Source organism: Candidatus Thiothrix phosphatis (assembly GCF_035668035.1).
GTDB lineage: Bacteria > Pseudomonadota > Gammaproteobacteria > Thiotrichales > Thiotrichaceae > Thiothrix > Thiothrix phosphatis.
In genome coordinates, this window is record NZ_JAYMYJ010000120.1 from 11,785 (window position 1) to 31,809 (window position 20,025).

Annotated in this window: 21 protein-coding genes; 7 read left to right on the forward strand and 14 right to left on the reverse strand. The window is 57.8% G+C overall.

The features are described 5' to 3' along the window. Nucleotides 1-71: 71 nt before the first annotated feature. Nucleotides 72-677, reverse strand: coding sequence for a TetR/AcrR family transcriptional regulator (locus tag VSS37_RS13530; protein ID WP_324696058.1), 606 nt, complete (start codon nt 675-677; stop codon nt 72-74). Nucleotides 678-807: 130 nt separating this feature from the next. Between VSS37_RS13530 and VSS37_RS13535 the strand changes: the two genes are divergently transcribed. Next, a complete protein-coding gene (locus VSS37_RS13535) occupies nt 808-1,437 on the forward strand; it encodes a hypothetical protein (protein ID WP_324696060.1) in 630 nt (209 codons plus the stop codon). A 9-nt stretch (nt 1,438-1,446) separates the two neighbouring features. On the opposite strand, the gene VSS37_RS13540 is transcribed toward VSS37_RS13535, so the two are convergent. Next, a complete protein-coding gene (locus tag VSS37_RS13540) occupies nt 1,447-2,853 on the reverse strand; it encodes an aminotransferase-like domain-containing protein (RefSeq protein ID WP_324696062.1) in 1,407 nt (468 codons plus the stop codon). A gap of 121 nt (nt 2,854-2,974) precedes the next feature. Then, entirely contained in the window at nt 2,975-3,715 is a 741-nt protein-coding gene (locus tag VSS37_RS13545) for an SDR family oxidoreductase (protein WP_324696064.1), read from the reverse strand. 109 nt (nt 3,716-3,824) lie between these two features. On the opposite strand from VSS37_RS13545, the gene VSS37_RS13550 reads away from it, so the two are divergent. After that, nucleotides 3,825-4,739, forward strand: a complete 915-nt coding sequence (locus VSS37_RS13550) for a LysR family transcriptional regulator (RefSeq protein ID WP_324696065.1) — start codon at nt 3,825-3,827, stop codon at nt 4,737-4,739. A gap of 147 nt (nt 4,740-4,886) precedes the next feature. Then, nucleotides 4,887-5,762, forward strand: a complete 876-nt coding sequence (ilvE, locus tag VSS37_RS13555; RefSeq protein WP_324696067.1) for a branched-chain-amino-acid transaminase — start codon at nt 4,887-4,889, stop codon at nt 5,760-5,762. 64 nt (nt 5,763-5,826) lie between these two features. Here the strand turns inward: ilvE and VSS37_RS13560 are convergent, their stop codons facing one another. The 5 genes from VSS37_RS13560 to VSS37_RS13580 form a co-directional block, all read right to left on the reverse strand. Next, on the reverse strand, nt 5,827-6,417 hold the full coding sequence (locus tag VSS37_RS13560; protein ID WP_324696069.1) for a cystatin family protein: 591 nt from the start codon (nt 6,415-6,417) through the stop codon (nt 5,827-5,829). 208 nt (nt 6,418-6,625) lie between these two features. After that, nucleotides 6,626-7,183: an RNA polymerase sigma factor gene (locus VSS37_RS13565; protein ID WP_324696071.1), complete on the reverse strand. Its 558-nt coding sequence runs from the start codon at nt 7,181-7,183 to the stop codon at nt 6,626-6,628. A 102-nt stretch (nt 7,184-7,285) separates the two neighbouring features. Next, nucleotides 7,286-8,800 carry a sensor histidine kinase gene (locus VSS37_RS13570; RefSeq protein WP_324696073.1) on the reverse strand — a complete coding sequence of 505 codons (1,515 nt, stop codon included), beginning with the start codon at nt 8,798-8,800 and terminating at the stop codon, nt 7,286-7,288. A gap of 12 nt (nt 8,801-8,812) precedes the next feature. Beyond that, nucleotides 8,813-9,514: a winged helix-turn-helix domain-containing protein gene (locus VSS37_RS13575; protein WP_324696075.1), complete on the reverse strand. Its 702-nt coding sequence runs from the start codon at nt 9,512-9,514 to the stop codon at nt 8,813-8,815. Between the two features lie 28 nt (nt 9,515-9,542). Further along, nucleotides 9,543-10,727 (reverse strand): acetylornithine transaminase, encoded by a 1,185-nt coding sequence (locus VSS37_RS13580; protein WP_324696077.1) that lies wholly within the window; start codon nt 10,725-10,727, stop codon nt 9,543-9,545. Between the two features lie 335 nt (nt 10,728-11,062). Between VSS37_RS13580 and VSS37_RS13585 the strand changes: the two genes are divergently transcribed. Continuing rightward, nucleotides 11,063-11,851: an arylamine N-acetyltransferase family protein gene (locus tag VSS37_RS13585; RefSeq protein WP_324696079.1), complete on the forward strand. Its 789-nt coding sequence runs from the start codon at nt 11,063-11,065 to the stop codon at nt 11,849-11,851. A gap of 102 nt (nt 11,852-11,953) precedes the next feature. Here VSS37_RS13585 and VSS37_RS13590 read toward each other — a convergent pair whose 3' ends face one another. The 3 genes from VSS37_RS13590 to VSS37_RS13600 all read right to left on the reverse strand — a co-directional run bounded on the left by VSS37_RS13590 (nt 11,954) and on the right by VSS37_RS13600 (nt 14,691). Then, the gene (locus tag VSS37_RS13590) at nt 11,954-13,627 is read right to left on the reverse strand and encodes a TolC family outer membrane protein (RefSeq protein WP_324696081.1); all 1,674 of its coding nucleotides are present in this window, start codon (nt 13,625-13,627) and stop codon (nt 11,954-11,956) included. A gap of 83 nt (nt 13,628-13,710) precedes the next feature. Beyond that, nucleotides 13,711-14,028: a rhodanese-like domain-containing protein gene (locus tag VSS37_RS13595; protein WP_324696084.1), complete on the reverse strand. Its 318-nt coding sequence runs from the start codon at nt 14,026-14,028 to the stop codon at nt 13,711-13,713. Between the two features lie 3 nt (nt 14,029-14,031). Next, entirely contained in the window at nt 14,032-14,691 is a 660-nt protein-coding gene (locus VSS37_RS13600) for a protein-L-isoaspartate O-methyltransferase family protein (RefSeq protein WP_324696085.1), read from the reverse strand. 111 nt (nt 14,692-14,802) lie between these two features. Here VSS37_RS13600 and VSS37_RS13605 point away from each other — a divergent pair, with 111 nt between their 5' ends. Further along, nucleotides 14,803-15,102: a hypothetical protein gene (locus VSS37_RS13605; protein ID WP_324696086.1), complete on the forward strand. Its 300-nt coding sequence runs from the start codon at nt 14,803-14,805 to the stop codon at nt 15,100-15,102. A 91-nt stretch (nt 15,103-15,193) separates the two neighbouring features. On the opposite strand, the gene soxB is transcribed toward VSS37_RS13605, so the two are convergent. Continuing rightward, nucleotides 15,194-16,945, reverse strand: coding sequence for a thiosulfohydrolase SoxB (gene soxB, locus VSS37_RS13610; RefSeq protein ID WP_324696088.1), 1,752 nt, complete (start codon nt 16,943-16,945; stop codon nt 15,194-15,196). A 135-nt stretch (nt 16,946-17,080) separates the two neighbouring features. Here soxB and VSS37_RS13615 point away from each other — a divergent pair, with 135 nt between their 5' ends. Both VSS37_RS13615 and VSS37_RS13620 read left to right on the forward strand, forming a co-directional pair. Then, nucleotides 17,081-17,620, forward strand: coding sequence for an RNA polymerase sigma factor (locus VSS37_RS13615; RefSeq protein ID WP_324696090.1), 540 nt, complete (start codon nt 17,081-17,083; stop codon nt 17,618-17,620). Beyond that, nucleotides 17,617-18,321, forward strand: a complete 705-nt coding sequence (locus VSS37_RS13620) for a DsrE family protein (protein WP_324696091.1) — start codon at nt 17,617-17,619, stop codon at nt 18,319-18,321. Before VSS37_RS13615 ends, VSS37_RS13620 begins: the two co-directional genes overlap by 4 nt. Before the next feature lie 18 nt (nt 18,322-18,339). Here VSS37_RS13620 and VSS37_RS13625 read toward each other — a convergent pair whose 3' ends face one another. Further along, nucleotides 18,340-19,104 carry a DUF4395 domain-containing protein gene (locus VSS37_RS13625; RefSeq protein WP_324696092.1) on the reverse strand — a complete coding sequence of 255 codons (765 nt, stop codon included), beginning with the start codon at nt 19,102-19,104 and terminating at the stop codon, nt 18,340-18,342. 141 nt (nt 19,105-19,245) lie between these two features. Next, entirely contained in the window at nt 19,246-19,818 is a 573-nt protein-coding gene (locus VSS37_RS13630) for a DsrE family protein (protein ID WP_324696093.1), read from the reverse strand. Between the last annotated feature and the right edge of the window lie 207 nt (nt 19,819-20,025).

The following is a 20,025-nucleotide window of genomic DNA, read 5'->3' on the forward strand; positions in this document are numbered from 1 at the left end:
GTCATCGTCATGTCTCCTTTTGTTAAGGTTGGGTTATCTGACCGGTCGGTCAAGCTTGCAGCCAAAATTTTTTACGCCGATGTTGTTCCGATACGGATGTGCAGGACAGCGTCACCGATCCGGCGCACGATTTCCGGGTCGTTGCGGGTTTTCGCCAGCAACATGACGCCTTCGAGATAAGCGAGCATCGCGGTGGCGGTGGCGGCGGTGTCGCACGGGGGAATGTCGCCTTTCTGCACGGCTTCCTCCAGCGTATTGCGGACATCATCCGTCAGCTTGATGAACAGGCTGTCGATCCGCTGGCGGATGGTTTCATCCAGCGTGCTCAGTTCCGAGGCGATATTGCCATACGGACACCCCAGCGTTTTGCCGGTTTGTTCCTGTGTCAGCTTCTGGAACTCGTAAATGTTGTCCAGCCACGCCGACAGCCGTTGCAGCGGCGTCAATTCCGGGCGGAAGGCGCGGGCGAAAACATTTGCCTTCAGCTCGGCGAAATATTCATCCAGCAAGGCCAGCGTCAATTCCTGCTTGGAGGGGAAGAAATGGTAGAAACTGCCTTTCTGCACCCCTGCCATGTCGCAGATTTCCTTGACGCCGACATGCCCGTAACTGCGCGCGTAAAACAGGTCACGGGCGCTTTTCAGCAGGCGGTCACGGGTGTTGTTGGTCTGGTTCATAAGTCGATACTAATTGACTGGTCGGTCAAATGCAAGCGGTGGAATTTCCCCACGACGGAAGCGGTGGAAGGTTTTGGCCTATACTGGCCAGATGGGGATAACCCTCCACCATCCCAAAGGAGCAGAGCTTATGTTGCGTGCGATTTTTCTGTTATTGCTGACGGGGCTGTTGGCGGCGTGCGTGGGTGCCGGGCCGGTCAAACCGGCTCCGCAAACCCTGAATGGAACGCCCGTGCAGGCAGCGAATACGGTGGCGCAAGCCATCGCCGGGTTGCAGGGCGGCAATGGCGGCTTGCAGCCATTCACCAGCCTGTTTGATCCGGCGGGCGTGCGCTTCATGCCCTATTACCGGATGGAGCCAGGCGATGTGGTGTTGACGGCGGCCCAGTTCGAGGGTGATTTCATCCAGCAGAATCCGCCGCCACGGGTCTGGGGTGTGGAAGACGGTTCCGGCGACCCGATCAGCCTCAATATCCGTGACTATTTCAACCGCTATGTGTGGAATTTCCCCTATAACAGCGGCGCGACCGTCACCCTGATCAACAGCAACGGCGATTTCCATTCGCATGGCAACCTGATCAATAACCTGCTGGCGAGTTTCCCGGCCCCGCAGTACCGGATCGTGGAATACCATCAGCCGGGAACCAACCCGGCCTACAACGGCATGGATTGGAGCAGCCTGATGGTGATCCTGAAAGACGTGGGCGGCGGCAACCAGTGGGCGCTGGTCGGGCTGGCGCATGGCGCGTGGACGATCTGACAGGTTGGCCTACAACTGGCCGCCGAGCAATTGCAGCGCCTGTTCCAGCGCGGGGCTCCAGGGCTGCGCGCAACTGAGGCGGATGCAATTCTGATATTTCTGCGTGGCGGAAAAAATTTGCCCCGGCGCGATGCTGATTTTCCGTTGCAGCGCCTGTTGGGCCAGTTGCAGGGCGTCAACATTTTCCGCCAGCTCCACCCACAGCACAAAGCCGCCCTGGGGCTGGGTCACTTTCACGCCTGCCGGAAAATAACGGCTGATGGCCTGGGTGAACAGGCTGACCTGTTGCGCGTAATGGGCGCGCGTCCGCCGCAGGTGGCGTTCGTAGCCGCCGTGGGCGAGGAAATCCGCCAGCGCCAGTTGCGGCAGGGTCGGGGCGGCGAGGTTGACGACGTATTTGAGGTATTCCGCACGCTGGAACAGGTGTTCCGGTGCTGCCATCCAGCCGATGCGCAGCCCTTGCGCGATGGTTTTGGAAAAGGAGGCGCAATAGATGACATGCCGCCCTTCCGTATCGAAACTGTGCAGGGTGCGCGGGTGTTCGCGGTGGAAACCGAGGTCGCCGTAGATGTCATCCTCAATCAGCAGCAGGCGATGGCGGCTGGCCAGTTGCACCAGTTGCTGCTTGTGCGCATCCGGCATCAGGCCGCCGAGCGGGTTGCTGAAATTGGGGATCAGCACGCAGGCTTTCACTGGCCATTGCGTCAGCGCCAGCTCCAGGGCGGGCAAACTGATGCCGGTTTGCGGGTCAGTGGGGATTTCCAGCGCTTTCAACCCCAATGCTTCGATCACCTGCAACAGGCCGTAGAAGGTGGGCGACTCGATGGCGATAATGTCGCCGGGTTGCGCCACGGTTTGCAGGGCGAGGGAAAGCGCCTCCTGACAGCCGTTGGTGATGAGTATCTGCTCAGGATTGACGCGGCTGCCGGACAGGTACAGGCGGCGGGCGATCTGCTGCTGCAATTCCGGCAATCCGGGCGGAAAGGCATAGCTGGCGGCACGCATGCCATGCAGGCGGACGACTTTGGCGAGACTGCGCTGGAAGGCGCGCATCGGCATGAAGGACGCATCCGGCACCGCTGCGCCAAGTTGCACGAAACCGGGCTGGTTGGCGGCCTGCGCCAGTTGCAGCACCAGTTCCTGCCCAGTGACGGGGGTGGGTCGGAGTTCCGGCTGGGAAGGTGCAGGCGTCTCCGGCTGTGGCCATGCACGGCGGCAGACGTAATAGCCGGAACGCGGGCGTGCTTCGATCACGCCGCTGTTTTCCAGCCGCCGTTGCGCTTGCACGATGGTGGAGATGCTGACGCCGAACTGCTGGCTGAGGCGGCGCACGCCGGGCAGGCGTGAACCGGGTGGGTAGACGTCTGCCTTGATGTGGTCGTGGATTTTGTCGGCGATGTCGTGGTAGAGGGTCATGGCGGTGCAGGGTTTGTGAACTTGCCATTACTCTAAAACCAGTTTCTCCGCTTGTCTCCGGTTTTGTGCGCCGGTTCTGTCAACCGGCGCGGTATGGGAAGGGTTGTGCAACCTGGGTTTGTTACACCATGCCTGCCAGCGTTTTTTCAAACGCCAGCGGGTCTTGGCGGAACTGTGCATACATCTGCGTGGAAAAATCGTCAGGGAAGACGTAAGTTTCACCCTTGCCAAGGGCTTGCAGGATATTGCTGGCGATCTGGGCGGGGCTGGTCTTGGCCATATCCCATTCTGCGGTCATGCCGGTATCCACTGGGCCGGGGTAGACGCCAATGACCAGGATGCCGTCCGCCGCCAGTTCCGCGCGTAGGCCCTGGGTGTAGGAATGCATGGCGGCCTTGCTGATTGAATAGGGCGCCACGGTCGGGAAATTGCTGAAAGATATAATGGAAGCAACGTTGACGATGGCCGCTTGCTCCGACTGCCGTAATTGCGGCAACAGCGCCGGGGTGAGTTGCAGGGGGGCGAAAAAGTTGGTTTCCATTTCCCGCCGGGTGGTTTCCAGCGTGTTGGCGGAGGTCAGGTTGCAACCGCTGGCGATGCCTGCATTATTGATCAGGATGTCCAACGCCGGTATTTGCTCGGCCACAGCCGCAATGTGGGCAGGGTTGGTGACATCCAGCAGGATGGGTTCCACTTGGTCAGGGTAGCGTTGCGTCAAGGGTTCCAGGCTGGTGATGTTGCGTGCGGCTGCGTAGATTTTTTTGACACCGGCTGCCGCCAGCGCCTCAACCAGCGCTGCGCCTATGCCACGGTTGGCACCTGTGACCAGGGCGGTCTTGCCTGCTAATGAAAAGGTGTTCATGGTGTTTTCCTATTCAATGTATGTGTGTGTGCCATTATTATTTGAAACGCTGAGGATGATAATCGCCATTCCCGATATAGGATTTATTCACTCCAGGTATAAATGAAGCATGGACACCGTCAATAACCAGTTGCTTGCCGCCATGCAGGTGTTCGTTTCTGTCGTCGATAGCGGCAGCTTTTCCGAGAGCGCTCGGCGGTTGGGCATTTCCCAGCCGTCGGTGTCACGGCAGGTGAATGCGCTGGAAGAACGGTTGGGTGTGAGGCTGTTGCAACGCAGCACCCGCCGCCTGAGCCTGACCGAGGCAGGGCAGATTTACTACGAAAAGGCCCGCCGGATTCAGCAGGATTTGCTGGAAGCCCAGCAGTCAGTCAGCGGCTTCAGGGAAACGCCTTCCGGTCTGCTGAAGATCAGCACCTCTTACGCTTGGGTGGAAATGATTACGCCCCTCCTGTCCGAATTTCTCCAGCAATACCCGCAGATCAGGCTGGACATCGAATGCAATGACCAGGTGCAGAACATCATTGAGGACCAACTGGATCTGGTGATTCGGGTAGGGGCGCTGGAAGACAGCTCGTTCGTTGCGGTGCCGATCAGCCCCATCCGGCTGGTTGCGTGCGCGACCGGAACCTATCTGCAACGGCATGGCGCGCCCCGGACAGCGGCGGATTTAAGCAACCATGTTTTCGTTGTCCATCGGGATTTCAGCCGGATGCTGGTGATGCAGGATGGCGAGCCACCGCAGCAGATCAAGGCTGCCGGGCTGGTTAGCTCCAATGCGTTGTCCGTGATGCTGGAGGCGCTGCGCCAGCACCTGGGGCTGGCGGTGTTGCCGGATTTGCTGGTCAATCACCTGCTGGAAACGGGTGAACTGGTGAACCTCATGCCGGAGGCGGAGTTCCAGATCATCAATTTTCCGGTCAGCCACGTTTACGCGCTGTATTCGAACCGCAGGCATCTTCCCGCCAAGGTGCGCGCTTTCCTGGATTTTTTCCGCCCCCGGTTGCGCGGCCCTGTAACGTGACGGGGGCACAGCCATGCCGGATTTTTCCAATACGGTTGGGCCATGGCTGAAACTGTACTGCTGAATTAAAGGCAATCTGCATCTGTATCGCTTGGCCACCCGCCCCTACACTGTGGGTTCTGTCACAAGGGATTCGAGGAACCCATCATGTTTGACCAAGCCTGCTGCTGGATCGACGGCAGCATCGTACCCGCCGCTGAGGCGAAAGTTTCCGTTTTTGACCATGGCTTCCTGTATGGCGATGGCGTGTTTGAAGGGGTGCGCTTTTACAACCGCAAGGCGTTCCGGCTGCCGTTGCACCTGAAGCGCTTGCAGCGTTCCGCAGCGGCTTTGCAGTTGGCCATGCCGTATGACAGCGGACAGATGGCGCAGGCGGTGGCGGAAACCATCGCCGCTTCGCCGCTGGCCGATGGGTACTTGCGCATTATTGTCACGCGCGGGGTCGGGGTGTTGGGCATCAATCCGGCGACTTGCAAGCAGCCCAGTGTGGTCATTATCGCCGACCAGTTGCAGATGGTGAGCGACGCGCAGCGTTCGCAGGGTGTGCGGGCGATCATCGCTTCGACCCGCCGCCTGACGCCTGACCGGCTGGATTCGCGCATCAAAAGCCTCAACTACCTGAATGCGATCCTGGCGCGGATGGAGGCCAATTATGCGGGGGTGGAAGAGGCTATCCTGCTCAATGACCGGGGTTGCGTGGCGGAAGGCACGGCGGACAACCTGTTCATCGTCAGTGACGGCGTATTGCTGACGCCGCCCGCCACCGAAGGCGCACTGGCAGGGATTACCCGCCAGACTGTGCTGGAACTGGCGGAGGCTGGCGGCATCCCGGCACGGGAGGCAGTGTTGACGCCTTACGATTTGTACAACGCCGATGAATGTTTCCTCACCGGCACCGGAGCGAAACTGATTCCGGTGCGTGAGATCGACGGGCGGAAAATGGCGGCCTGCCCAGGGCTCCGCTACCAACAATTGTCACAGGCATTTGCCGCCCTGATTGAGCAGGAAACCAGCGCCCCATAAATTGTTGGCGGAGCAGGCGATGCCTGATTCCTGCTTCGCCTGCTGATCCGCTGCCTGAAGGCCCTTACAGCTTCGTGCTACCAACGAACTGCATTTCACCCTGCACATTGCGGTAAACCCTCACGTCGTATTCAGAGCCGTCGGTTAGGCTGATTTGCATGTGGTACTTCACACCCGATACAACCTGGGCTTCAGCGCTATTGACGCTTTGCAACTCACCACCTAGTTGTTGGGCTGCAAACGTTGCAGTCGATTGTACATTGGGGTCAGTGAGGGGTTTTGGCGACCAACCTCCCACCCAGCCGGGAATGGGTGGTGCTGGGTTATAAGGGTCGGGTCTGCCAGCGGTCGAATTATGCGGGAAATTCGCATCACCGGGGGAAGTAAAATCACCTGGGAAGGTCGAACCACTCGTGGAAGCCGAATTGCTCGGGGAAGCCGAATCACCGGATGGCGTATTGGTATTGGATACGTTGTTCGATTCTTCAATCTGCTTTAGTAACTGATTTATAGCATTCGTCAGGTTATCGAGCTCCTCATCCCATGTCGTGCCGCTATAAGAATTATTTGGGTAAGAATCGGCATTCACCGGATATGATGGGTTGCCATTAGTCCAAGAACTCTGCACGGGATTGTTTAATGGATTGATATTCATAAGCCTTTTCCTTCCATGGATTGCCAGTGACGGGATTAGGGGCTGCATTGTGGTAAAGCACTGTTCATGGCTCCCACTGTTTTCTGCGCCCCATGGCGGGGATGGGAGCACAAGCAAATTTTTATTTCATCATGGCGCTTGATTGGCGGTCATATTTTTACGAAAAATAGCAACAAATATATTTAACTTATTTAAATTGAATTAATGGTCAAGCTGGCAGCCCTGGCATGCAATCCCGTTGCAAGCGCTCGATTCCACGCCGCACCCACGCTTTGACCGTGCCCAGCGGCACAGATTGGCGCTCGGCTATCTCGCTGTGTGAATAGCCGTAGTAGCAGGACTGGAGAATGCATTCGCGGTGATTTTCCGGCAGTTTTGTCAGCGCTGCCGCCAGCATGTCGGTCTGTTCACCCAGCGCGTGCAGGGCTTCGGGCTGCATGCCTGTATCGGCGTAGTCCATGGTTTCAAAGTCAAGCTCTTCGGTGACAGGGCGTTTGCTGGCATAACGCAATTGGTCCAGCACCTGATTGCGCAGGATGCTGCCCATCCAGGTCATGGCGCTGGCCTTTTCTGCATCGAAGCTGGCGGCGTTATGCCAGATTTTGACGAAGGCTTCCTGTAGCACGTCTTCGGCGGTGGCGTGGTCGTTGTATAGCATCTTCAGACAGAGGGCAAACAGACGCGGTGAAGCCTGTTGATACAAATGCTGGAAAGCTTGTGCGTCGCCTTGTGCGGAAGCGGCCAGTAATTGGTTGAGTGTGTGCATGATGGTTGCTCGCGTTGCTGTTTCTGATGGAGCCATCATGCGTCATAAAAATCACGAAACTGGCAGGCATTTATAACGATTCTATAAACAATAACGGCTTGTTCAACCATCCATGGGCAAGCGGAATGTGAACACAGCGCCGCCGCCGTCAACATTGCGCACGGTTAATTCCGCACCGTGCAGGGCAAGGATGCGCTGGCTGATCGTTAGCCCCAGCCCGGCACCTTCGCGGTGTTGGGCGGAGGTTCTGCCACAACGGTAGTAAGGCTGGAAAATCCACGGCAGGTCGGCTTCGCTGATGCCAGGGCCGGTGTCGCGCACCGCGATTTCCGCCAGGTTGCGGGCGTCGCCAGCGGGTTTGGCGCTGATTGCAACCTGCCCACCAGCAGGCGTGTAGCGCAGGGCGTTTTCGGTCAGGTTTTGCAGCACCCGGCCTAACTGCGCAATGTCAGCATGGACGGTCAGGCTCATGTCCGGGCAATCCATCACCAGTTTGACGCCTTTGTTTTCCGCCACCGGGGAGACGGCGGCATACAGGTCGCTCAACAGGTCGGCAATCGGCAGCGTTTCCATTGCCAGCGTCAAAGGGTTGTCGCCAACTTGGCTATTGTCCAGCCGCGCCAGATCAAACAGGTCGGCGATCATCTTGGTCAGGCGGTCGCTGTTGACGATGGCTTTGCTGATGAATTCCTGCTGCTTTGCTGCGGGCAACCCATCCCCTTTCAGGCTGAGTGTTTCGAGGTAGGCGCGGATGCCTGCCAACGGCGTGCGCAGGTCGTGGGAAACATAAGCCAGGAATTCGCGGCGGATTTGGTCGTGCTTTTTCAGGTTGTCCAGTTGCTCCATGATTTTTTCGCCCATGCGCCGGAAGGAATGGTGCAGGAGCACGATTTCATTGGAGGAATCCTGTGGCATGTCACGGCTGCTGGCGGGCAGTTCGGTGAAGCGGGAAGCTTCAAACGCCTGGATTTCCCGGCTGAGTTTCTTGAGCGGGCGGGTCATGGCGTAAAACAGCACCAGCGCGGCCAGCAGCAGGAAGGCCAACCCCAAACCCATGCCGAGGAAACTGACCTGCAAGGTCTGGTTGTGGCGCAGGTTGTTGGAAATGGCCTCATATTCCTCGCCCTCCAGGATGATGTAAAGGTAGCCTGTCACCGTGCCTGCCGTGTTTTTGATCGGCGCGGCGGAGAAGACTTTTTGCCGGTCGGAACGCGGGTCATCGCCCAGGATCGGCAGTTCGAGGCTGTTCTTGCTGGTGTTGAGGAAGCGCTCAATGGGTTTGGTGTTGACCTGCCGGTGAATGATCTTTTCTTCCGGCGCATCATAAGCCTGCACCCGGCCTTGCGTATCCAGCACATACAACTCGGTGGCCGGGCCAAGCAGCATCAGGTTTTCAAACGCCTTTTTAATGTTGGCCTGATCAAACTTGCCATCCTTGATGGCGCCCGAATGGCCGACCACGTAATCGGCCACCCCAAAATGCAGTTTTTGCGAGGTTTCATTCTGGGTCATGTCCATGGCGTGGTAGAACACCATCGCCAGCAGCAATGCCGCCACCCCAAACATCCCCAGCATGACCAGCGCCAGACGGCTGTACAGGCTGCCAAACCCTTTCATGTGCCTTACCTCTCAAGCGAGAAATTTGTAACCCACACCCCAGGCCGTTTGGATGAAATCGGCCTTGTCACCACCCCGTTTCAGCTTGTTGCGCAAACGGTTGATATGGGTGTTGACGGTGTGTTCATAGCCTTCATAGCGGTAGTCCCATACCTCATCCAGCAACTGCGCGCGTGAATAAACCCGGCCTGGGTGACGGGCGAGGAAAAACAGCAGGTCAAACTCCTTGGCGGTTAGGTCGGCCACCTTGCCCGCCAGCAGCACCTCGCGCCGCTCCGGGTCAATGCTGAGTTCGCCAAATACCAGCCGTGCCTGTTCCGGCGCAGGTTCCGGCGCGGCGGAAAGTTGGCTGCGGCGCAGCAGCGCTTTTACCCGCGCCTGGCATTCACGCATGCTGAACGGCTTGGTCAGGTAATCATCCGCGCCGAACTCCAAACCCAGCACCCGGTCGATTTCGCTGTCCATCGAGGTCAGCATCATGATGGGGACTTGCGGGCGTTGCTGGCGCAGTTCGCGGCAAATGTCCAGCCCGCTGTAGTTCGGCAGCATGATGTCCAGCAACACCAGGTGGTAATCCTGCGCGGCCAACAGGTAATCGCGTGCCGCCAGGCCATCCCCGATAGGGCGCACAACATAACCGGCGTCCTGTAGGTGATACGCCAGCATTTCAGCAATGGCTGCATCGTCCTCCACAATAATGATTTCCGCCTTCACGCTTGTTCCCGCTTCGCCTGTAAAGCCGTCATTGTAAGGGAGAATTCAGCGAATCCCCCAATACTCCGGCCATCAGGCTGATTTCCTCTGCACTCACATTCAGCGCGGGCATGAAACGCAAGGTGTGCGGCTGCGGCGCATTGATCAGCAGGCCACGGGCGAAACAGTCTTGCGCGATGGCGGCGGCGTCCCGGTCGCCGGTATCCAGCGCCAACAGCAGCCCTTTGCCGCGCACTTCACCCAGCCCGAATTGCCGGGAAAGGCTTTCCAGCGCTGAAAGCATCTGGGCGCTGCGCGCCCGCGCCTGTGGCAGGAAATCCGGCTCCAGCAGCGCATCCAGCACAGTTGCTGCGACGGCGGTCATCAGCGGGTTGCCGTTGTAGGTGCCGCCCTGTTCCCCCGCCGCAAAGACGCAGGCATGGGTTTTCGCCAATAGCGCGGAAATCGGTACGCCGCCGCCCAGCCCTTTGCCCAGCGTCATGACATCCGGCTCGACGCCGTAGCCTTGGTATGCAAACAGGTCGCCAGTCCTGCCCATGCCGGTCTGGACTTCATCACAGATCAGCAGCAGGCGGTGGTCGTCCGCCAGCGCGCGCAACGCCTGCATGAATTCCGTGGTGGCGGGGATCACGCCTGCTTCGCCCTGGATCGGCTCCAGCATGATGGCGACGGTGTCGGCGTCAATCGCCGCCCGCACCGCTTCCGCATCATTGAACGGGACTTTGTGGAAGCCGGGTGTTTTCGGCTCGAACAGGGTGGCGAACGCCGGTTTGCCGCTGGCGGCCATGGTGGTCAGGGTCCTGCCGTGAAAGCTGTTGGCGAAAGTGATGATTTTCCATGCGCCGTTCTTGTGTGACTGGCCCCATTTGCGCGCCAGTTTGATGGCCCCTTCGTTGGCTTCCGCGCCGCTGTTGGCGAAAAACACCTGGTCGAACGCCGAGTGTTGCGTCAGTTTGGCGGCGCATTCCAGCAGCGGGCGATTGTAGAACGCCGGGCTGGCGTTGATCAGGCGGCCCGCCTGCTGGGTCAGCGCCTGCACAATGGCGTCCGGGCAATGCCCCAGGGTGTTCACCGCCCAGCCCTGGATGAAGTCCAGATAGCGCTTGCCGTGATTGTCGGTCAGCCATCCGCCCGCGCCTTGTTCGAAGATGGCGTCAGGCCGGGGTGCGATCTGCATGAGGGGGTGGAATGGGTTGTCAGCTTTGGTTTGCATGGGTGTTTCCTATCTTGCAGGCATAAAAAAAGCCACAGGGGGTAAGCCTGTGGCTGGGTGAAGGTCTGCCCGGTTACGGGCGGAATTCAGGCGCTCAGTCGGCAGCCTCCACGCAGGCGCAGGCGAACATCCGGCGGCGGCGTCGCAGGCTATGGAGGTGGGTGGCGGTGCAAACTGGCTTGATCATGCCGGGCAGTATGCATGGGCTGGCCAGTGGCGGTCAAGCTGGGTCACAGGATTCAACTGTGTTGCCACTTTTGTGGGGAACTGCGTCTGTATCACTTTGCCTTACGCCCCTATACTACGGGCTTGTGCAACCCAACAAGGTGTTTTTCATGATTGCCGAGACCTTCAATCTGGCCGCCTATTGTGGGCGGATCGGCTTTAGCGGCGAATTGCGCCCGGATTTTGCGACGGTGCAGGCGTTGATGCAGCACCAGTTGCGCAGCGTGCCGTTTGAAAATCTGGATGTGTTGGCGGGCAAACCGATTTCGCTGCAACCGGATGATATTGTGAAGAAAATCATTGGCCGACAGCGTGGTGGATATTGCTATGAAATCAATGGCCTGTTTGCGCTGGCGTTGACGGCGCTGGGCGTGGGCTGGCAATTTGTGGCCGCCCGCCCGATGTTTTACCCGGCCAGACGGCCGCGCACCCATGCGGCGCTGGTGGTGTCGCTGGCGGAAGGGCAATGGCTGTGCGACCTGGGTTTCGGCAGTTATGGCATCCGTGCGCCGCTGCGGCTGGATGTGCTGGATACGCCCGTGCCGCAGGATGATGACACCTTCATGCTTACCCAGGAGGAGGGTGATTTCATCCTCAAAGCGTTGGTGGAGGGGGAATGGCGGAGCCAATACGGCTTTAACCTGTGCCCGGTGGAATGGATCGATTTCGCGCCCGCCAACTGGATGAATTCGACCCATCCGGATGCGGTGTTCACCCAGAAGCCGCTGATCGTGCGTTTTACCGAGGAAGGGCGCAGCATTTTGTTTGGCGACCATTTCACGCAGGTGGCTGGGCGGACGGTCAGCAAGCGCACAGTGGCGCCCAGTGAGCTGGCGTTGCTGTTGGTGGAACATTTTGGCTTGAAGGCGAATGAATGCAGTTTTCACCCTGCCAAATAGCGCTTTGCGCGTGCCGCAAGCGGCGGTTCCGGACGCAGCCCTGCTTGACGCGCTGGAGTCTGCGTCCGGTTGCCATGGAAGTACGCTTACCGGCGCTGAGGCTTATTTTTTACCGACATCTTTGGGGATGACGAAATAGGGTTGTTGGGTCGTCGGTGATTGGGCCACAGGTGATTTTGCAGGCGCAACGGGTTTGGCTGGTTTTGGCGCTTGTTGCACAGGTGTTGCGGGTTCCGCTTTGGCCGGTTCGGCTGGTTTTTCCTCAGGTTGCTGCGCGGCTGTTGCGGCTTGGCCGCTTCTGCCCGGTTTGCGCTCCACCGGCGCTGCGTAATACTGGTAGCTGTCGTTCGCCCCCAGGTCGCTTTGCCCTGCGTCAGTATTGCCTGTGATGTTCTCGCCGGATGCGGCCATTTCCTGCTTCAGCTCTGCGCTGATTTGTTTCGGCGTGGTGGTCATATACTGGTTCATGTCCGCAATGTCCTGATCGGCCAAGGTGCCTGCCGCTTGGCGCAATTTCAGGGTGTTCAGCAAGTAGGAGTAGCGTGAGCTGGCGTAGTCACGGCGGGCGCTGAACACATTGCGCAGGGAGGTCAGCACGTCCACCGCCGTGCGCGTGCCGACTTCAAAGCCAGCCTGGGTGGCTTCGGCGGCGGTTTCCGCAGAAGTCAGCGCCCGCTGGTTGGCTTTGACTTGGCTGATGCTGGATTGCACGGTCAGGAAGGCGTTACGGGCCTGCTGTTCGGTGGTGCGGTTCTGGAAATCGTACTGTTCCTGCGCTTGCTGGAAGTTGTGCTGGGCTTCACGGATTTTGGAGGAGATGGAGCCGCCAGTGTAAAGGGGCAGGCTGACCTGGACGCCAACGCTCGCGCCATAAGATTGGGGATCCTGAAAGGATGATTCCGTATATTTGTTGGCGTTGCCGGTTTGTTTGGCGACCAAATCCACGACCGGGCTTTTGGCTCCCCGCTGGATGTCAATGGCCGTCTGGGCGGTTTCGACAGCGTGTTTGCTGGACGCCAGTTGCTTGTTGTTGCTTTTGGCGGTCTTGACCCATTGTTCAATGTCGCCTGGCGTCGGCATAACCAGCGGCATGTTGGTGGCCGGGGCGTTCAGGGTTTGGTAAAAGCCGCCGGTCAGCACCCGCAACTGTTCACGCGACAGGTCAAGCTGGTTGACCGCATTGATTTCCTGCGCAATGGCGAGGTCGTAGCGGGATTCAGCCTCCTTGACGTCAGTAATGGCGGAACGGCCAGCCTCAAAATAGGCGCGGGTCTGTTCCAATTGGCGGCTGATCGCTTCCTTTTCGGTGCGGGCGAATTCCAGGTTGTCCTGCGCCAACAGGAAGTTGAAATAGGCTTCGGCAGTCCGCAGGATCAGGGCTTCGCGCTCGGCCTCCAAACCGGAGCTGGCCTGGGCGATAATGGTGTCCGCCTGCTTGACTTGGGCATTCAGCGTTTTGTTGTACAGGGATTTGCTCAAGTTGAGGCTGTAATTGGCGTTATTGACGGTATAGCTTGGGTTGGATGCGGAGTCGCCATAATCCACGTATTGGCGGCTCTCCGTGATGCCGCCGCCAATGGAGGCTTGGGGTTTGAGCGCTGCCAGCGCTTGTGGTTTGCGCTCCAGGACAGCCAGATAATTGCTTTCAATCGCCTTGAACTGGGCGTCATAGCCTTTGGCCTGCTGGTAAACCTGTAACAGGTTTTCAGCCTGCGCCTGCTGGGCAACCAAGGTCAGGGAGGCGGCAATCAGGATTGCCAGTGTCTGTTGTTTCATAAAAAAACGGTTCCACTATTGAAATTTGTCAATGTGTTGGGTTTGCCAGTGTATTCAGCCGCAAATTATAGCCCGGATCGGTATTAGTAGAGCGGCATATCAAGGTCTATCTCTTTTGCCCAGCGGTCTAGGCCGCCTGAAAGGTTGATCACATCAAAGCCATTTCTTTCCAGATAATAGCACGCTTGTGCGCTGCGGACGCCGTGGTGGCAGACCACCACCCAGGCGCATGATTTATCCAGCTCGCCCATGTTGTGCATGAGGCTCCCTAATGGAATCAGGGTCGACCCCGGCAGATGGGCAATATCGTATTCCCACTGTTCACGAACATCCAGTATTTGTGGCGGATGTTGTGTGTTTTTTAATTGTCTATCCAGCTCTTGGGGCGTCCAATGGCGCATGTCTTAGAAAACAAATGTGCGTTCAACGCTGGTGCCAGCACCAACCAAAGGGGCGAGGCTGGTTTCAAATAAATTGGTATGGCTGAACTCCCCGTCTTCCTCATGCTTGACCAGCACCGCCTGCATGACTGCGCCTTGGCCGGTGATGACAAACAGGCGTCCGCCGGGTGCCAGGCATTCTTCAAAGCGATCCAGGTAGGCGGGTACGGAGCCAGTCACGGCAATGGCGTTATAGCGCTTGTTTGGCGTCCAGTCGCGCAGGGCGTCGCCCGTATGCAGGGTATGGTTGCGCAGCTTGAGCGGCATCAACCGTTCTTCCGCCTGTCGGGTAAAGTCCTCATAAATGTCAACACTATCGACATGTTTGCTAAGATGGGCCATACAAGCCGTGACATAGCCGCTGCCCGTGCCAATTTCTAAGCAGGTATCGTCGGGTGTAATCGCAAGCGCCTGCAGCATCCGGGCTTCCATCCGGGGGAACATCATGTATTCACCATGGCCAATCGGTATTTCCACATCGGCGAACGCCAATGCTTTGTGGGTTTTCGGAACAAAATTTTCACGCTGGATAAAACCAATGGTATCCAAAACGGTCTGATCGAGGACATCCCACGGGCGTATCTGTTGTTCGATCATGTTAAAGCGGGCTTGTTCCAGGTTCATGCATAGGCTCCTGACGGTGAAAGGACGGAAGAATGCGATAAGAGTACGGATTACGGCGAAATGTCGCAAGTTGTTGAGTAGTGTCAAAAACAGTTGAAGGTGAGGTTTTTTATGAAAATGTCGGGAATGCTGCTGCTGGGGGGGATGCTGCTGACTGTCTTCCTGGCGGGGTTCAACCAGTTGGACGCCAGGGAGCGGGTGGTGAACACGGCCACCTTCCAGCAGTGCCGGGAGCCAAGGCCGGAAATCTGTTACGAAGTGTTTGCGCCGGTATGCGCAACATTGCAGGATCCTGCCATCCGTTGCATTACAGCGCCCTGCCCATCAAACCAGCAGGCGACTTATGTCAATGATTGCAAGGCGTGCGCAGACCCTAGGGTGCAAGGGTTTGTCGGCGGGCAATGCCCATAGTGGCCTTGCGCACAAACAAAGGGCGGGCCCCAAACTGGAGGCCGCCCAAAACTGCCTATGCTGGCTTGCTTTTGGCAGGAGTTAGGAATGTTTACACCACCAGGCCTTCGTTGCCGTCGACATTTTTCAGTTTCGGGGTGTTGAGCTCCACTTTGCCGATGGTTTTCTTGCTGCGCAGATAGTCTGCGACCACTTCCCATATCTGTTTGTTTTTAGGGATCGTGTCCTGCACGCTCGCCCAACCGGCGACCGGATAGTTTTTCTTGGCGTCCAGCGGCTTGCCATCCAGTTCCATGTCGGCAACGCGTTCCCCCATCTTGGCGGTCGGGTCAAAGCTGAACTTCAGGCCGCCCACGCGCACCATGTCGCCACCTTGCTGGTAGTAGGGGTCAGGGTTGAACAGGTTGTCGGCCACATCTTCGAGAATGTTCTTGATGGTTTCGCCGCTCATTTCGTTGCGGGTGACGGTGCCGTAGGTGATGGCGGTCTGGTCAGCGACGTGTTCAAACAGGATCGGCTGGCCGGGCAGGACGGTCGTGCCCCAGCGGAAGCCAGGGGAAAACGCGATCGGCGCATCCAGCCCTTCCATCAGCGCATTGCAGATCAGCTGGTCGAAGGTGCCGTTGAAATTGCCGCGCCGGTACAGCACGTCGTCGCACACTGCCAATTCTTCCGCCAGTTCTTTCTTATAGGGTTCACGGACTTTGTCGATCAGCGCCTGCATGCCCTTGTCCGCGTCCAGCAGGTTGGAGAAGACCGGCAGCAATTTGTAACGGTAGTCGGCGATCTTGCCGTCTTTCACGTCGAGGTCGAGGACGCCGAGGAATTTGCCGTTGGAGCCAGCGTTGGTGACCAGGGTTTTGCCGCCAGCGTTTTCCACCACCACTGGCTGGTATACGCCGTCGTGCGTGTGGCCGCCCATGATGGCGTCAATGCCGGTGACCTTGCTGGCCATTTTCAGGTCCACATCCATACCGTTGTGGGAGAGGACGATGATGACCTTTGCGCCCTTGCCACGGGCTTCATCGACCATTTCCTGCATACGGTCGTCACGGATGCCGAAACTCCAGTCCGGGATCAGGTGCTTGGGGTTGGCGACCGGGGTGTAAGGGAATGCCTGGCCGATGATGGCGACCGGCGTCCCGTTGATTTCCTTGATGACATACGGGTCGAAGACAGGCTCTTCGAAATCATTGCTGATGACGTTTTGGGCGACGAAACTGATTTTGTCCTTGAAGTCTTTTTCGATGATCTCCTTCACCCGGTCGGCACCAAAGGTCATTTCCCAGTGTGGCGTCATGACGTCCACGCCCAACGCCAACTGCGCGTCGACCATGTCCTGCGCGTTGGTTTTCAGGGAAGTCCAGGAACCCTGCCAAGTGTCGCCGCCATCCAGCAGCAAGGCACCAGGGCGCTGGGCGCGGATTTGGTCAACCAGCGTTTTCAGGTGGGCGAAACCACCCACTTTGCCGTATTTCTTGGCGGCCTCGGCGTAATCCAGGTAGGTGAAGGCGTGGGCGTCCATGGTGCCCGGCGCGACGCCGTATTTTTTCAGGAAGTGCTCGCCAACCAGATGCGGCACTTGGTTTTTCATGCTGCCGATGCCGATGTTCACGTTGGGTTCGCGGAAATAGATCGGCATCAGCTGGGCGTGGCAGTCGGTGTAATGCATTAGGGAAACATTCCCGAACGCAGGCAGTTCATAGGGGTTGGAAGGGGCTTTGGTGTCAGTTTTGCTGCCTTCCTTGCTGGCGTCGTCAGCGGCGAAAGCGTTGTTCAGGCTGAAGCCAGCGACACTGGCTGCCGCCAGTATTTGCATAAATTCACGGCGGGTTAAACTCATTCCTCTCTCCTCATGCGGTTCAATAGTTTTGCTCAACAATGCAGGTGACGGAGCAGCGGCAAAAATATTCCATATTTCTTGGAATATTTTCCGTTTTTTTTGCATCATGCCGGTAGCAGCAGACTGAGGAGTAGCATGTTAGGCCAGTATTTCCGCTTCAATCATCCAGCCCATAAACTGACGGAGCATCGGGCGAAACTGCATCGGATGGCGCTGGCGTGGTGCGGCGACCACGCGCTGGCTGACGATCTGGTGCAGGACACGTTGGCGCGGGCGCTGGAAAAACAGGACCAATTGCGCGATGAAGACCGTTTGGGCGCATGGTTGTATAAAATTCTGCACAACTGTTGGATGGAATATCTGCGCACCCGCAAACCGGAGCTGGATATTGACAACATTGAGTTGACCTGTACGGATTGCCCTGAGCGCAAATTTGCGGAAAACCAATTGGTGGAGCAGGTGCAGGCCGCCGTGGCCTCCTTGCCGTTGGGGCAACGCCAGGTCATGACCCTGATTGACCTGGAGGGCTGCGGTTACGAACAGGTGGCCCTCATCCTCGACATTCCGGTGGGTACGGTGATGAGCCGCCTGAGCCGCGCCCGGGAAGCCATCAAGAAACTCCTGCAAGGCATTCACACTATGGATAACGTCCACTATTTGAGGAGCGTGAAATGAACTGGGAACAGTGTTCCACCCGTGACATGCTCCATGCCCTCGCTGATGGGCAACTGGATATGGAGCAGAGTCGGCAGGTGCTGTCATTGCTGGAAAATAACCTGAGCCTGCAAAAGGAGCTGTGTGAAATCCAGCGCATCAAGCATCTGGTGCAGACGGCCTATCCCCTGCCGAAAGCTTCCCGGCTGGCGATGGCCCGGCAGAAATCTGTGGGGTGGCGGCATGCCGCCGGTTATGTGCTGGCTTTTTCGCTGACGCTGTTGGCTGGCGCGGTAGGCAACCATTACCTGACCGGCCATCCTCTGCCGTCAGAAGGCGTTGTGTTGAACAATGCGGGAGCCTACGACAACCGTTTCATCGTTTTTGTGGATTCGCATGAGCCGGTCAAATTGGGCAAGGCGCTGGACAAGGCCGAACATCTGGCCGAGCAGGTGGAAGGCTCCGGCGGCGGCGTGTACGTCGTCACTAGCGCGGAAGGGATCGACCTGCTACGCCTGGGGACAACCCGCTACGAAAGCCGTATCTTGCAAATGAACAGCAAGTACCCACACCTGCGTTTTGTGGCGTGCAGCAACACCCTGTATTCCTTCAAGCAGCGGGGGGAAATGGTGGAGCTGGTGGACAAGACGGAAGTGGCGCCTTCCGCTGTCGAATTTGTCGTGCAACATTTGCGGCAAGGCTGGCGTTACATCGCCATCTGACCTGCCGCCGATGTGTTTTCAGGATTGCTGCCTGCGGGCGGCAATTTCATCCCAGTCGATGTTGTTGCAGGCCTCGCATTCTTCCTTGAGGAGGCCTAGCCACACCAGCAAGGCGTGCACTTTGCAGCCTGCGCAAAAGCCAAGCACGGTTTCCAGCCACATGAAGCCGAAACAAACCCAGATCATGACCAGCGGTATCCAGCGCGGCATGTAATTCTCGGTGGTCGGCAACCATTCCTCAATGCCGACCAGCTTGTTGACCCACCCGGCCAGCACTTCCGGATTGAAGAAAACCAGGCAGGTGATGATGAAGGTTGCGCCGATGCCCCAGGCGAACCGTTTGGGGACTAGCGGCTTCCACACAGGCCGTTTGCCTTTGGCCAAAAAGGTGCTGATCAGGATGGTGGGGGATAAACGTGAAGTGAGGACAAACATGCCCGCCAGCATTTCAAACAGGGCGTAAAACAGCACATGCGTTTGGGTGGAGTAATCCAGCGTGCGGCGGATAGCCTCCACACTGTAGATGATATGCCCATCCCAGTCGGTTTCCAGGGTGTCTTGGATCACGTCCCCCGTCACTATCCATTTTGAGCCGTAAATGGCGTTGTAAAGCGTCAACCCCATGTACATGGGGATGGCCAGCAACAAACCGGCGCGGATCCGCACCGCAGTGTCATTGATATAGGTCGTTTCTTCGGTCGGGTCGCGGAACCAGAGGTTTTTGATGGTGCTGACAATGCCTGCCATGATGGAGGCGTTGTTCTTTTGGGCTGATACGTGCATGAATCCTCCAACAGTGGATGATGGTGCTGGGCATTGCCATGCCTCTTGATGGTTATGGGGTCAAGTTATTCGGGTCTGATGATGAGGTCAGGGAGCGGCTTTCTCTTGAGAATAACCGCTCCCGGCCAAGGGCTGTTGGTTTCAGGGCTTCAGCAAGCGGTAACCCTCCGCCTCCAGCCGCCCAACTTCCGCGACGCCCGATGGGATGACGTCTTCCGGCTTGGCGTCGTACAGTTCATCAAACTTGATTTTACGGCCCGCCAGCGTGTTGTAACACACTTCGAACTTCACACCTTTGCCTTTCAGCTCAGTGATTTTGTTCGGAAGCTTGGCGTCGACATCCAGCTCTTTCTCTTTGGCGACTTGCAGCAGGCCAAGGCCATCGCCATTCATCACGATGATGGCGTCGGTTTTTTTGCCGGTGGCGTCAAGGGCCTTGATGTAATTGCTGACGTTGGCGAGCACGCCCAAGTATTTTTTCTCATCGCCTTCCATGCTGACATGAAAAACGACCTTTTCAGCGCCGTCATAATAATTGTCGGCGACTTTGGGTGCAGGGACGCCAGGGTCAAATTTGGCGTCCGCCGCCGCCGCATCGGGTTTGGCTGCCTCTGCTGCTGGTGGTGCGGCGGCCAACTTGGCGTTTTCCGCCATTGCAGGGACAACCAGTACGCTGGCCATGACTGCCAGGCCGAATAAGATAGGTTTTAACATGGAATATCTCCTCCTCTGAATAATGCTTCGATACTGCCGGTATCGGCGGGTGGTTTGCGGGTTTATGGGGACGTTGGGGTGTCCCTTATTGGTGTTCTTGCTACGGTTCGCCCTCCGCCGCTGCTGGGAGGAGGGCGAATTGGCAGGGTTACGCTGCGTCAGTTTCAGCGGAGTCGGACTCGCCCTTGTTGTCCTTCCAGGAAAGCT